This is a genomic window from Leyella stercorea DSM 18206, from assembly GCF_000235885.1.
GTDB lineage: Bacteria > Bacteroidota > Bacteroidia > Bacteroidales > Bacteroidaceae > Prevotella > Prevotella stercorea.
The window spans coordinates 23,164-38,026 of the sequence record NZ_JH379434.1; the positions used below are offsets into that span (position 1 = coordinate 23,164).

General features: G+C 45.8%; 12 protein-coding genes. 1 reads left to right on the forward strand and 11 read right to left on the reverse strand.

Annotated features, from left to right (window positions below):
- The first annotated feature begins 8 nt into the window (after positions 1–8).
- Positions 9–956 (forward strand): ComEA family DNA-binding protein, encoded by a 948-nt coding sequence (locus tag HMPREF0673_RS07070; RefSeq protein ID WP_007900094.1) that lies wholly within the window; start codon positions 9–11, stop codon positions 954–956.
- On the opposite strand, the gene coaW is transcribed toward HMPREF0673_RS07070, so the two are convergent.
- From coaW to mtgA, 11 genes are all read right to left on the reverse strand, one after another.
- Positions 953–1,792, reverse strand: coding sequence for a type II pantothenate kinase (coaW, locus tag HMPREF0673_RS07075; RefSeq protein WP_007900096.1), 840 nt, complete (start codon positions 1,790–1,792; stop codon positions 953–955). The genes HMPREF0673_RS07070 and coaW overlap by 4 nt on opposite strands.
- A gap of 26 nt (positions 1,793–1,818) precedes the next feature.
- Positions 1,819–3,819: an NAD-dependent DNA ligase LigA gene (gene ligA / locus HMPREF0673_RS07080; protein ID WP_007900098.1), complete on the reverse strand. Its 2,001-nt coding sequence runs from the start codon at positions 3,817–3,819 to the stop codon at positions 1,819–1,821.
- A complete protein-coding gene (locus HMPREF0673_RS07085; RefSeq protein ID WP_007900099.1) occupies positions 3,816–4,796 on the reverse strand; it encodes an iron ABC transporter permease in 981 nt (326 codons plus the stop codon). The genes ligA and HMPREF0673_RS07085 overlap by 4 nt, the downstream gene beginning before the upstream one ends.
- Before the next feature lie 74 nt (positions 4,797–4,870).
- Positions 4,871–5,758 carry a 4-hydroxy-tetrahydrodipicolinate synthase gene (gene dapA / locus HMPREF0673_RS07090; protein WP_007900100.1) on the reverse strand — a complete coding sequence of 296 codons (888 nt, stop codon included), beginning with the start codon at positions 5,756–5,758 and terminating at the stop codon, positions 4,871–4,873.
- A gap of 93 nt (positions 5,759–5,851) precedes the next feature.
- Positions 5,852–6,769: a DMT family transporter gene (locus HMPREF0673_RS07095; RefSeq protein ID WP_007900101.1), complete on the reverse strand. Its 918-nt coding sequence runs from the start codon at positions 6,767–6,769 to the stop codon at positions 5,852–5,854.
- Between the two features lie 47 nt (positions 6,770–6,816).
- A complete protein-coding gene (gene truA / locus HMPREF0673_RS07100; protein ID WP_007900103.1) occupies positions 6,817–7,548 on the reverse strand; it encodes a tRNA pseudouridine(38-40) synthase TruA in 732 nt (243 codons plus the stop codon).
- Positions 7,549–7,587: 39 nt separating this feature from the next.
- On the reverse strand, positions 7,588–8,040 hold the full coding sequence (locus HMPREF0673_RS07105) for a hypothetical protein (RefSeq protein WP_007900105.1): 453 nt from the start codon (positions 8,038–8,040) through the stop codon (positions 7,588–7,590).
- 37 nt (positions 8,041–8,077) lie between these two features.
- Complete coding sequence (locus HMPREF0673_RS07110) at positions 8,078–8,431, reverse strand: hypothetical protein (RefSeq protein WP_007900107.1); 354 nt, start codon at positions 8,429–8,431, stop codon at positions 8,078–8,080.
- A 149-nt stretch (positions 8,432–8,580) separates the two neighbouring features.
- Positions 8,581–10,821: a formate C-acetyltransferase gene (gene pflB, locus HMPREF0673_RS07115; RefSeq protein ID WP_007900108.1), complete on the reverse strand. Its 2,241-nt coding sequence runs from the start codon at positions 10,819–10,821 to the stop codon at positions 8,581–8,583.
- Between the two features lie 86 nt (positions 10,822–10,907).
- A complete protein-coding gene (locus HMPREF0673_RS07120) occupies positions 10,908–13,226 on the reverse strand; it encodes an ATP-dependent helicase (protein WP_007900110.1) in 2,319 nt (772 codons plus the stop codon).
- 73 nt (positions 13,227–13,299) lie between these two features.
- Positions 13,300–14,046, reverse strand: coding sequence for a monofunctional biosynthetic peptidoglycan transglycosylase (gene mtgA, locus HMPREF0673_RS07125; protein WP_007900120.1), 747 nt, complete (start codon positions 14,044–14,046; stop codon positions 13,300–13,302).
- Positions 14,047–14,863: the final 817 nt, after the last annotated feature.

Sequence of the window (14,863 nt, forward strand, 5' to 3'; positions counted from 1 at the left end):
ACGCCACAATGTTTCTGAAAGAATTCTTCTATATGACCAGAGCCGACAGACGCACTTTTATATGCTTATGCTCTTTAGCGTTGGTTGCAATCATCTTCTTTGGTGCGGTGTCGCTAACTGATGACACCAGCAACAAGATTGAGGAGAGAAAGGAGACTGCCACGGTAAAGGACGAAAGCCATGAGAGTGCTGACGGGCAAGGTTATGTTGTGGAAGAGACGAACAAAGGGTCGAAGTTGTTTTACTTCGACCCGAACACTGCGGACAGTACGCAACTTCTTCAATTGGGGTTGCGTCCTTGGCAGGTTCGCAATATATATAAGTACAGGGCGAGGGGCGGTGTGTATCAATGCAAGGAGGACTTTGCATATGTCTATGGACTGACTGTTAAGGACTACAAGCGTTTGGAGCCGTATATACGTATCGGTGCGGACTACTTGCCTGCGAGTTCGCTGGCAGAAGTAAGAAACCGCAAACGAGGATACGAACGCAGCAGCCGATACGCATCGGATAATGGCGAAAATGCACCGAACATGGAACATAAAGCCTATACACCTAAAATACGCATTGGAGAACACATTGAGATAAATGGTGCTGATACTACAGAACTGATGAAGATACCGGGTATCGGCAGCTATTACTCGCGACAAATTGTAAGGTACCGCAACCAATTGGGCGGTTTTGTAAGTAAGGAGCAGTTGTTGGAAATAGAAGGTTTCCCAGAGGATGCTGTCAAATACATCAGTATTGACGAGAGTAGCATCCGTAGATTGCGCATAAACCAATTGACGCTGTCACAACTTAAGCGACATCCGTACTTGAATTATTATCAGGCTCGCGCTATAAGCGACTACAGACGTTTGCGCGGAAATATCCGTTCGATATCGGAGCTGAAACTGATGAAAGAATTCTCCAGCCATGACATTGAACGGATAGGTCCGTACATTGAGTATTAAAGCGTTGTGCTTTGAACGTTGCGGTAAGACAGGGCTGCACCAATGGCTGTGCAGAATTCGGAATAGCGCGGTATGCGGAACTTTACGCCGTACAGACGTTCGGTTGCGGGGAAGACATGGCGCACCTGCGGAAGAAGCGTAAGATTGCCTATCATCACAAACTCCTTTATGCCGCTGCCCAACGACGAGAGAATCGTTGCGCTACAAATTGACTGCAGCACCATCCAGATTAGTCCGAGGGCTATGTCTTCGCGAGAGGCATTCATCTTGGCGTTGCCGAACAATGAGGCAATGGCATCCATCGGAAGCCCCTGCAGAGGGTTTGTGCAGATATCCTTGATGAGCACATTGATATGCGAGAGATCGCCCTCTTCTGCCAACGCTGCCACCTGTTTTATATCGTCGGTCTTCAGTAGCAGGCGCGACAAGCCCTGCAACGTACCGCCGCCGATGCCGATACCGCCGATATGCTTGATGTCGTCGCCGTCGCACTTCACAATGGATGTGCCAGTGCCAAGGCTGACGACGAGCATACGGTCGAGATGTGTTTCGTAACGAGCACCCAAACCGTCGGCGAGAAATTCTTCAGCCTTGTCTGTCGGCAGCCCGTACACCGGCTCGTTGATATATGCGCTGCCTACACCGGTAAGCATGACTTTCTCTACATCATGTAACTGGATGTGGTTGTCGTGCAGGTACTTTCCGAATGCGCCATAAAGCGAGGTGACGGGATCGGTAGCACGTATTCGGATTGGGGACACGACATCGCCTTCCTCGTTGATACCTACGATTTTTGTAGTGCTAATGCCTACGTCTATACCTATTACTATTTTCATATTCTGAATGTATGGTTTCTACATTATTACTCTAACATACTGAGGAACGTATCCTCGTCTATTATCTGCACGCCCAGTTTTTCGGCTTTCTGCAGTTTCGACGGTCCCATATTCTCGCCTGCAAGAATGAAGGAAGTCTTGCCACTGATGGAGCCGACGTTCTTGCCTCCGTTCTGCTCTATCATAGCCTTGTACTCATCGCGACTGTGCTTGGAGAAGACACCGCTGATAACTATGCTCTTACCTTCGAGTTTGTTCGTTGCGCTTGCTATCTGTTCAGAAGAAAGCTGCATCTGCAGACCATAGTCGCGCAAACGGTTGACAATCGCCATGTTTGCAGGATTGTGGAAGTAAGCCACAATGCTCTTGGCTATCACCTCTCCCACTCCATCGACCTCCATCAGCTGCTGCAACGAAGCGTTCTGCAATGCTTCCATCGTTTTGAAATGGCGAGCCAGCTGGCGTGCGGATGTCTCGCCAACAAAACGTATACCGAGAGCGAAGACAACGCGCTCGAAGGGCACTTGCTTGGAAGCCTCTATGCTTGATACTATCTTGCGTGCCGAACGCTCGCGATTACCGCTGCCATTAATATCCTGCACTTGTATGCAATACAGGTCGGCTATGTTATGTATTAGTCCACGACGATAGTAGTCGTCAACTGTTTCGGGACCTAACGAGTCGATATTCATTGCTTTGCGAGCAATGAAGTGCTCTATGCGTCCTTTTATCTGCGGCGGACATCCCGTGTCGTTCGGACAATAATACGCAGCCTCCCCTTCGTAACGCACAAGCGGAGTGCCGCACTCAGGACAGCAATCGACAAACTCTACCGGCTGTGCTTCAGCAGAGCGTTTCGTCACATCAACGCCTACAATCTTGGGGATAATCTCGCCCCCCTTCTCAACATATACATAGTCGCCGATGTGCAAACCGAGATTCTTTATGAAATCTTCATTGTTAAGCGTGGCACGCTTGACCATTGTACCGGCAAGTCGCACTGCATCCATGTTAGCCACCGGTGTTACGGCTCCGGTGCGTCCCACTTGGAACGACACGCTTTCCAGACGTGTAACCGCCTGTTCTGCCTTAAACTTATAAGCGATAGCCCAACGTGGCGACTTTGCCGTGTATCCCAAGTGCTGCTGCTGACGAATAGAGTTCACCTTTAGTACTATTCCGTCTGTTGCCACGGGTAAGTTCTTGCGTTCTGCATCCCAGTAATTAATAAAGTCGTAGATCTCCTGAAGAGTCTTTACCTTACGCATACCCTGTGAGATTTTAAATCCCCACTTCGCAGCCTCAGCCAGGTTCTCGTAGTGTCCGTCGGAAGGTAGAGTTTCGCCAAGCAGATAGTAGAGGTAGCAATCAAGATGACGGTCGGCCACAAGGCGTGGATCCTGACTCTTTAATGTGCCACTTGCTGCATTACGCGGATTGGCAAACAATGGTTCTTCTGCTGCCTCACGTTTTGCATTCAGATCGTCGAATACGCTCCACGGCATAAGTATCTCGCCACGAATTTCAAACGCCTCCGGGTATGCAACGTTCTCATTGAGCACAAGCGGTATGCAACGGATAGTCTTCACATTGGTTGTCACGTCATCGCCATACACTCCATCGCCACGTGTGACACCACGGACAAGACGTCCGTTCTCGTATGTGAGCGATATCGACAATCCGTCGTACTTCATCTCGCAGCATACCTCGAACTCCTCGCCTTCAAGTCCACGCCTAACCGACTCGTACCAATCCTGCACATCCTGCTCATTGTATGTATTAGCCAATGAGAGCATCGGATATTTATGTTCGACCTGCGCGAAGCCCTGTGTAAGGTCGCTACCCACACGTTGTGTCGGCGAATTGGAGTCGTAGAGTTCCGGATGTTTTTCTTCAAGCCGCTGCAATTCATGCATCAAATCGTCGAACTCACGGTCGGTGACCGTGGGCATATTCAGCACATAATAGTTGTGGTTATATTCATGCAGCAACTGACGTAGCTGTTTAATACGTTCTGTTTCGATCATAACGAGTAGCTTTTTCTTGATATTACATATAATATTATTGGTACACCCAAGAATGGTGTCACCGCATTCAGCGGCAGTATTCCGCCATTGCTTGGCAGTACGCATACGAAATTGCACAGTAAGGCGACCAAGGCACCAATAAGGATTGTGGTTGGCATAATAAACCGGAAATCGTCTGTACGTAACAATAAGCGAGCCAGATGCGGAACAGCCAAGCCAATAAAGGCTATCGGCCCGCAGAAAGATGTTGACAAGGCAGTCATTATTCCTGTCAGCAACAGTATCGTCGTCCGCAAACGCTTTATGTTTACTCCCAAATTCTCTGCATATCTACTTCCAATAAGCATCAGATTCAAGGGCTTCACAAGTAGGGATGAGACAACTATGCAAATCATGGAAACAGCAGCATATAATGGCAACATCGTTTCGGATACGCCCGAGAAATTGCCCATTCCCCATTGGACGTAAGCTCTTATTCCATCAGCCGACGCAAAAAAGTTCAAGAGCATAACCACAGATGACGTGACATAACCGAGCATAACGCCAGCTACCAAAAGCAAGGCGTTATTACGAATAACACTTGAAAGAAAAAGCATTATAAACGTAACAGCCAATGCGCCAGAAAGAGCTGCAGCAAACACTGCAGCGAACCCTCCAAACGACAAACCGCCTATATACAAGCCTCCACCGAACAACAGCATAACGCAAGCCACGCCCAATCCGGCTCCACTGCTTATGCCAAGAATAGAAGCATCGGCAAGCGGATTGCGGAATATAGCTTGCAACATCAGACCACATACCGATAACACGCTACCCGTAAGCAACGCCGTAAGAGCCTGCGGAAAGCGATAGCTCATAACTATGTACTGCCATGAGACGTTGGAAGCAATGTCTCCTTTTAATATTCCTAACACTTCGGATGCTGGTATTTTAACTGCTCCGTAAAAGATATTAACAAGAAAGATTGCTAACAACACTATGCATAGCGTAGGAAATATGATAGCCTTGTGTGTCAAACCACGTTAATGTTCGTACAGCAAAATGCTGTGAGTTATATTTTCAGAGTTTTCAGTATCTCTGTCATCTTCTGAAGAGTTGTGATACGTGTCGGAACAAGCGGTAGACGCAACACGTTCTCTATAAATCCCATTTCATGCAGCAGTGCTTTCACACCTGCCGGATTTCCATCAATGAAGAGCAACGAGTACAACTCGGTGAAACGATGATGTATTGTGCGTGCTGCCTCATACTCACCGTTAAACTCTAAGCGAATCATACGCGACACTTCCTTGGGCAAGGCATTGCCTATAACGGATATGCTACCGGCAGCCCCGCTCGCCACCATAGAGAACGTGAGAGCATCGTCACCGCTAATCACGTCGAAACGAGCCGGCTTGTTCTTTATAATCTCGTCAACTTGCTCCAAGCTGCCGCTGGCTTCCTTGATTGCAATGATATTCTCACAATCGTTAGCCAAACGAACTGTAGTATCTGCCTTAAGGTTCACACCGGTACGTCCAGGTACATTATAAAGAACAACCGGCAGCGGACTTGCCTCTGCTATTGCCTTGAAATGCTGGTAAAGACCTTCCTGCGAGGGTTTGTTATAATACGGACAAACACTCAACACACCATCTATGCCACGCCAATCACTATTCTTCAGTTCGTCAACAATAGCCTTTGTATTGTTGCCACCACATCCCATAAGTATTGGCAAACGTCCGCGGTTGATGTCAATCACATGTTTTTTCACCTCTTCCTTTTCATATGCCGACAAGCAAGGAGCCTCACTCGTCGTGGCAAGGATACAGAGGAAGTCTGCGCCATTATCAATCAGATGTTCCACCAAACAGGTCAACGATTTAAAATCAACACTACCATCTGAGGTGAATGGCGTTATAAGTGCTACACCAAGTCCTTTAAATATATTTCGTGCCATAGATATTGTCTTGTTATATTACGATTTGCCTACAAAGTTAACACTTTATATTGGATTGCCGAATAATGTAATTACTAAAAAACGTAAATTCAATTAATGCGAACCTATATACAAGAATACCATTCCGAGTATAACAAACAGCATATCAACCAACTTGCTTGTCAGATTCTTCTCCTTAAAGATCATCGCACCACAGAAGAAGCTCACTACCACACTGCCTCGACGCACCATTGACACGATAGATATCATTGCACCCGGCAAGCTCAAAGCGTAGAAATAGACAAAGTCGGCAATACTTAGGAACACACTTATCAGAATGATGCTCCAACGCCACTTGAAAGGAGTAGTTTTCTTGCGTGTCGGGTACCATATAGCAAACATCGTAACCCCCATCAAGCACAACTGATAGATATTGTACCAACTCTGCACCACCATTCTGCTTAAGCCGACTCCTCCATTCGCAGGCGGAGCCATGAGGTACTTGTCGTACAAACCGCTCACGGCACCGAGTATGGCTGCTGCAACAAGAAAGAATATCCAACGGTTATGCGAGAAATTAACACCTTCTTTCTTACCGCTTCTGCTCAACAGAAAGAATGAAACAATCGCCAAGAGCACACCAATCCACTGCCATACGTTCAAACGCTCGCCAAAGACGAGCATCGCACCCACAAGCACCATAACCGGGCGCGTTGCATTGATCGGTCCAACGATGGTTATCGGCAAGTGTTTCATTGCAAAATAGCCAAACACCCACGATGACAACACTATACACGCTTTCAGAATAATATATTTATGTTCTGCCCAAGTGCTCGGCTCTACATAAAAAGCAGTACCGTCAAGCACACTTGTTCCTAACGAGAGAACAATGAACGGGATGAATATAAGCGAACAGATTACGGTGTTCAAAAACAGCACTGGCAGAACAGCATTGTCAAGCAATGCCTTCTTCTTGCATACATCATAGAAGCCCAGCAGTGCTGCTGAGCAAAATGCCAATATTAGCCACATAAGAAAAGGAAAATTGTTGTAGGGGTGAGATATTAGAATTCTAAATATTAATACTTTACATCCTCCAGGAACAATGCGTTACCGGGCATACTCTCACCTGCCGACGAGCGATTGCCACTGGCAACAACCTCGCGGAACTGCTCAAGCGTGAGCCGATGGCGACCCACTTCTATAAGTGTGCCCACTACGGCACGTACCATATTGCGCAAGAAGCGATTGGCAGATATGCGGAAATGCCAAGCATTCTCACCATCGCGCACCCATACGGCTTCAGACACATCACAAAGAGTGGTCTTCACGTCGCTATGAGCCTTGCAGAACGACCCGAAATCCTCCACTTCAAGTAAATAGCCAGCTGCCTTGTTCATCAAATCGAAGTCGAGATCATAGTGCATCTCGCAAGAATACTTTCGCAAGAACGGATTTTTCGAGGTATGTATGTAATAATGGTATGTACGGAGCGTAGCACTGAAGCGTGCGTGCATGTCACCGGCAACGGGGAATACCGAGCGGACGGCAATATCGCGTGGCAACAAGCGGTTCAACTTGTACACCAGCTGGATGCAATCAACCTCAGTGTCGGTCTCAAAATGTGCCGTCATCCGACGTGCGTGTACGCCGGTATCTGTACGTCCTGCACCTACAACGCTTATCGACTGACGCAATATTGTGGACAAGGCTTTCTGCAATTCTTCTTGCACCGAATTGCCATTGGGCTGTATCTGCCAGCCATGATAGTCGGTTCCGTCGTATGCAAACTCTACAAAATATCTACCCATCACTTCTTTTTACTATTCTTTTCCTTTACTTTACAGTTTTTATTTCTTCTGTGGTTTTGCCTTTCTAAAGCATTGTCTATGGAACTTTCGCTCTGCCTTCAATATTTTAAATACTTTCGTGGCTGGTAAAATGGTCAGAAAACGCTCATGATAGTTTTTCTGAAGGACCTTCAACTCTACCTCATTCTTGTCGCGTTTACGTATTGCCTCTGCACAAGCCTTCTCGTCCTTGGTATCCACTTTCCTAAAGCAACGCTCTTTCCTAAAATACGCCAACTGTTTCTTACGCATTTCGCGATAAACTGGAAAGAACTCGGAAGCTTCAGCGGGGGTTAGTTCCACTTCGGAAGCTATGAATTTTTCCAGATCAGCTTCAAATTTTACGGGGTCGAATGCTCGCTTTTTCTGCGCATTGACTGGTTGGCTACAAAACACAGCTATAGCCAAAAACACAAACACGCTACGTACATTCTTACAAAAAAGTGCTATCATTGTATCTGTATCTTTAAAATCGGTTACTATAATGATTTTAATTATTTGCTAAAAACGAATATATATCGTCATTATCGAGCATTGTATAATCGGCATATTCATCGTCAGAGAAGTCATCATCGACCGTAGCATATCCGGCAACAGCCACATGTGTATCGGCAACGTCTGTCGTTTTTAAGCCCCAATAGGTAGCAAGCCCAACAGTAACCACACCCACCAAACATGCCGCAGCCACATAACCTCGCCAACGCTTCCAAAGAGGAATTGCTTTTGTGGTAGTTGTAGCATGTTGCATAAGTCCTGTGCGCAGACTATCGAAATAGCCGTCGGGCACAGTAAACGGGTTCTGCTTACCGCAACGATCGTATATATACTGTTCTTCTTTTTCCATAGCATCTTTGTTTTGATATTATGACGCAGCGCAGAGCTTTTGGTTTAAAACCTGTAAAGGAAAAATATTGATTTTAACAATATGAGGCTGCAGCTTCCACGTCGTAGAAACCACAGCCTCTTATATTCAACAGTTATATTCCTCTGGAATTACATTCCGAGATTGATTGTACGCGAAAGCACGTCAAGCTGCTGCTCGCGTGTGAGCTTCACGAAGTTCACAGCATAACCGCTGACGCGGATGGTGAGCTGCGGATACTTCTCAGGATGCTCCATTGCGTCGAGCAAGAGGTCGCGATCGAACACGTTCACATTGATGTGCTGTCCACCGGTCGGTGTGAAGTAGCCATCGAGCAAGTGGGTGAGGTTCTCTGCCTGCATCTCCTTTGTCTTGCCGAGAGCTGACGGAGCGACTGCGAATGTGTAAGAAATGCCATCGCGCGAGTGCTGGAACGGCAACTTAGCAACAGAAGCGAGAGCTGCCACAGCGCCCTTGATATCGCGTGCGTTCATCGGGTTTGCACCCGGAGCGAACGGAACGCCCTTCTCACGACCATCGGGTGTAGCACCTGTATTACGTCCGTACACAACGTTCGATGTGATAGTGAGCAAGCTCTGTGTCGGAATAGCATCGCGGTATGTACGATGCTGACGCAGATACTCCATGAATGTCTCTGTGAGCGACACTGCTATCTCGTCTGTCTCGTCGCAGTTGTTACCGAATGGTACATACTCGCCCTCCTCTATCTTATAGTCGACAGCAAGACCGCTCTCGTCGCGGATGATGCGGATGCGGCAGTTCTTCATTGCAGCAATAGAGTCGGCAACGATAGACAGACCTGCGATACCTGTAGCACGTGTACGTTCTACATCGCCATCGTGAAGCGACATCTCGAAAGCTTCGTAGTCGTACTTGTCGTGCATGTAGTGGATGATCTTCAGAGCATTGACGTAAGTCTTTGCCAACCAACGCATCATCTGCTCAAATTTAGGCATGAATTCCTCATATGTGAGGTAATCGCCAGTGATAGGAGCAAAACGCGGAGCGATCTGTTCGCCCGACATTTCATCGCGACCACCATTGATAGCATATAGCATACACTTAGCAAGGTTTGCACGAGCACCGAAGAACTGCATTTGTTTACCAATCTTCATTGGCGACACGCAGCAAGCGATGCCGTAGTCGTCGCCGAGGTCAGCACGCATAAGGTCATCGTTCTCGTACTGGATAGCACTTGTGTCGATACTTACCTTTGCACAATATTTCTTCCATGCCTCAGGCAGGTGCTCACTCCAAAGCACAGTGAGGTTTGGCTCTGGTGACGGTCCCATATTGTAAAGTGTATGGAGGAAACGGTAGTCGGTCTTTGTAACCATCGAACGACCATCAATACCCATACCTCCAATAGAAGCAGTAGCCCAAATCGGGTCGCCAGAGAACAAATCGTTATACTCAGGTGTACGGAGGAAGCGTACGATGCGTAACTTCATAATCATTTGGTCGATAAGCTCCTGAGCCTCCTGCTCTGTGAGTGTGCCGTTCTTAAGGTCGCGCTGAATGTAGATATCCAAGAATGCGCAGACACGACCGAGCGACATGGCAGCACCGTCCTGGTCCTTAACCGCACCGAGATAACCGAAGTAGGTCCACTGCACTGCCTCACGAGCGTTTGTCGCAGGCTTGGTAACGTCGAAACCGTATGCAGCACACATGCGTTCAAACTGCTTCAAAGCCTGGATTTGCTCCGAAACCTCCTCGCGATGGCGTACAATTTCCTCTGTAAACTCCTGAATATCGATACGTTTGAAATAACGCTTCTTCTCCTCAATAAGGTTTGCTGTACCATAAAGAGCTATACGACGATAGTCACCGATGATACGTCCACGACCATAAGCGTCGGGCAAACCGGTGATGATATGAGCATGGCGCGCAGCCTTGATGTCATCATTGTAAGCCGAGAATACGCCTTCGTTGTGTGTCTTGCGATATTTTGTAAAGATAGTCTTTGTTGCAGGATCAAGATCGTAGCCGTAAGACTTCAGAGCCTTCTCCACCATGCGGATACCGCCCTTCGGGAAGATACCACGCTTCAATGGCACATCAGTCTGCAGACCAACCACCACCTCGCTATCCTTATCTATATAGCCGGCACCATAAGTGTCTATACTCTGAGGCAACTTTGTCTCTGCGTCGTAAACGCCCTTCTCGCGCTCCACCTCGAACATCTTTGAAAGCACATTCCAAAGATGGTTTGTACGCTCTGTAGGACCTACAAGGAACGACTCGTCACCGTCATAAGCCTCGTAGTTAGACTGAATAAAATCACGCACGTCGATTTCGCGCTTCCAATTAGAACCTTTGAAATCGTTTTGCAAATTTTGAAGAATCATAAAATTTGTATTAAATGAATATTAGTGTGTAATCGATTGCAAAGGTAGTAATTTTTCCAAACATACACAATACTATTCTGTTTTTCCTACTTCAAAATTGTCAATCTTGCGAATTTCATGAGCAGAGTCTTGGTTCCGGCGTTCTGAAACTCTATAGTAGCCTTTTCGTTCTCGCCCACTCCTTCCACGGCTATCACGCTGCCTATACCAAAGCGCTGATGTTCAACACGCGCACCTACATGTATCGTTTGCTTAGCAGAGACGTCGCTCTGTGTACGCTTAGGCGTAGCCGACACCTGCCGATACTGCGATGTAGCGGTAGATATGCGACGAAATCCAGAAGGCGCTGAAGACTGATGCGAACTGCGCAGCGGAGACTCTGGACGCTGTGAATATTGCTGAGCTGGCGACTGAAAGCCTCCAACATTACCCTCAACAATCAAATACTGCTTATCAATCTCCTTCAAGAAACGACTTGGCTCATTGAACATCATACTGCCATACTGATAACGACTCTTTGCGCACGACAAGAAACAACGCTGTTCGGCACGTGTTATGGCTACATAAAGCAAACGACGTTCCTCCTCCAACTCTCTGAGCGATGAACTTGAACGCGGACTCGGGAAGATATTCTCCTCCAAACCTACAACGAAAACAGAGTTGAACTCCAAACCCTTTGACGCATGTATTGTCATAAGCGACACACGCTCGTTAGAAGAAACATCGTCGCTATTTTCTTCATCGCTATCTGTAAGTAGAGCTACCTCTTGAAGGAAGTTGGCGATATACACTTCATCCTTATAACCCTCCTCACGCTTAGTGTCAACAAAGTCGTGCAGACCCGACATAAACTCTTCTATGTTATCCTGTCGCTCCACTCCCTCCATCGACTTATCGGCAGCCAGTTCCTGCTTCAATCCCGACTTCTCCAAGATGGCCTTACCCAATACGTATGCATCAGTTGTATTATTATCTCTTATAAACTCATCCATCATACAATAGAAGCCTACAACCTTCTTTTCTGTAGCCGCTGATACTCCTGCGTTATACATGCTCGGATTACCTACAACGTTCCACAAACTTACATTACAATCGCGCGATGCAGCGATAAGCTTTGACACTGTTGTATCGCCGATGCCACGCTTCGGATAATTGATGACACGCTTCAACGCCTCTTCATCATTCGGATTGGCTACTAAACGGAAGTAGGCTATCACGTCTTTTATCTCCTTATGCTGATAGAAACTCATACCACCATAAATGCGATATGGAGTATCCTGCCGACGAAATTCCTCTTCAAACAAACGGCTCTGCGCATTGGTGCGATATAGCACAGCGATGTCACCATACGCCACACCATAACGGTTATGCAAACGCCGAATTTCGTTGCATACTACGCTCGCCTCCTCCTTGTCTGAATAAGCTATATTCAAACGTACCTTTTCGCCATCGCCATTCTCACTATACACATCTTTACGTATTTGACGTTGATTGTTGACAATGACACTGTTAGCCGCTTTCACTATAGTTTGTGTAGAACGATAATTCTGCTCCAACTTAAATAGGCGTGCACCTTCGTATATGTTCTGAAACGTTAGAATATTATCAATGTTTGCGCCACGGAAAGCATAGATACTCTGCGCATCATCACCAACAACACAAATATTGCGTCGCTCCTTAGTAAGGAGGGTCAATATTGACTGCTGAGCATAGTTTGTATCTTGATACTCGTCTACAAGAACATAACTAAATCGCTCTGCATATTTTTGCGCAATCTGCGGATTATCTGCAAAGAGTTTATAGGTAAAGAGAAGCATGTCGTCGAAGTCGACTGCATTGGCAGCCTTGCAACGTGCGGCATAAAGAGCATATATCTGTCCCACTTTGGGCATACCCGAAACCTTATCGCGCTCCGCAAGATGCGGATCGGACATATATATATCTGGTGTAACCAAACTATTCTTTGCCGCCCCGATACGCCCTAAAACGGAAGATGCCTTGTATTGCTTGTCATCGAGTTTCAGTTCTTTAATAATTGAGTTTACAACCGCACGCGAATCGCCATCATCATAGATAGAGAAGTTGCGCTCCAAACCTACGGCTTCTGCCTCAGCACGCAGTATGCGCAGGAATACAGAATGGAACGTACCCATATTCAGATAACGCGCACGCTCCTCACCGACAAGGTCAGCGATGCGGCTCTTCATCTCGCGTGCTGCCTTATTTGTAAAGGTAAGAGCAAGTATAGACCACGGGGCAAGTCCCTTCTGCAAGAGATATGCTATCTTATACGTCAAGACTCGGGTTTTGCCAGACCCTGCTCCAGCTATAATAAGTTCTGGTCCATCGGTATATTCTACAGCTGCAAGCTGATTGGGGTTCAATGATTTAAGAAGAGTATCCACTATTTTTTTTATTCGTATTTAAATGCAATACTACAAAGTATTTATTAAGACTACTGAACGTTTATCAACAAAATTAATTATTCTTGTAAATTCCACCCGATGCTGTCGATGGATCATAGTCCTCTCCTTCTTTCGGAAAAAGCGGCATAAACTTCATCTCAAACTCAATTTTTCCGCGACGCGCACGCAAATAGGCTGTAGGATTACTACTATCAAACTTACGCGGATTAGGCAAAGTAGCAGCAATCAAAGCACACTCCGAACGAGTGAGCTCTTCTGCCGTCTTACTAAAATGATACTTAGCAACAGCATCTGCACCATAAATACCATCACCCATCTCAATTGAGTTCAGATAAACCTCCATGATACGATGCTTTCCCCACAACATTTCAATAAGAGCCGTAAAATACACCTCAAATCCCTTGCGCACCCAACTTCTGCCAGGCCACAGAAATACATTCTTGGCTGTCTGTTGCGATATTGTACTTGCTCCATACTTATGCTTTGCTGCTTGCTTGTTGCGTTTTGCAGCCTGTTGTATAGCACCAAAGTCGAAACCATGATGCAGAAGAAAACGCTGGTCCTCGCTCGCCATCACAGCAACAGGCAATGACGGTGAAATATTGTCAAGTGGTTTCCATTTATGGTGCATCGTGAGCGACTTTCCGTCTGCTATCTGTCCCACACAACGTATCACCATCAATGGAGTAACATATACTGGCACGAAACGATAAACAACTACAACGAGAATTGTGCTGCTAAAAAACAACGCCAATCCCCATCGCAAAATCTTATAAACCAATTTCAATTTAGTTTCCATATCATCCTTAAATTAGCAGACTTGTTATTTTTACAAGAAAGCAAGTCATTGGATAACAATAAATTAGCCAATGCTTGCATATGTCAGAAAATTCACTCACCTTAGTGCTGCTTAAAACTCAAATAAAGAATATCTAACATATGGCAAAGGTAAACATAAAATCTGACAAAATCACTCCTTTCGGAGAAATTTATAACCAATGACTGGGACAGTGAAAAGAAGAGCGTTATCGAAACGTACAACAAGCGTGGGGCGAGAGAGTGCGACGTGTCCAAATTTGAACGTCTTTGGATTTTTATCGTGCAGATATGCGTATGCGCACGATAAAAATCTAAAGATTTTACGGAAAGACTTTATTGTATATGCGCCCCTTTATCCTACACAAATATTTGCTCAATAAAGCCGACTTTCTTGTTAACATCTATTAAAATCTATCTAATACAAATATAGTCTCGCAAAATGTTAAAAATGCAGTTTGAACACGGATATTACATTTTGTTCATGAAAAATGCCAATTCGGTTCACAAAAATAATACATTTCTGTATATTTTCACAAAACCTCGTTTGTTAAATATTGTATTTTTATCGCTTTTCCCTTTCATTTTCTTGTCAAAGTTTAAAAAATATATTAATTTTGTTGTAGACGTTAACATCTGTTGCACCTTTCAACACATCCAATTAATTAACGTTATCTTTACATATCAAACATATAGACCTCATAAACAGTGTCTATTCATGAGTGCATTGTCTAATGCAAAAATCCGACGAGGCGGAACCAATCCTCCTGAAGGTGTGTCAAAACTCCCTTATTCTAAAA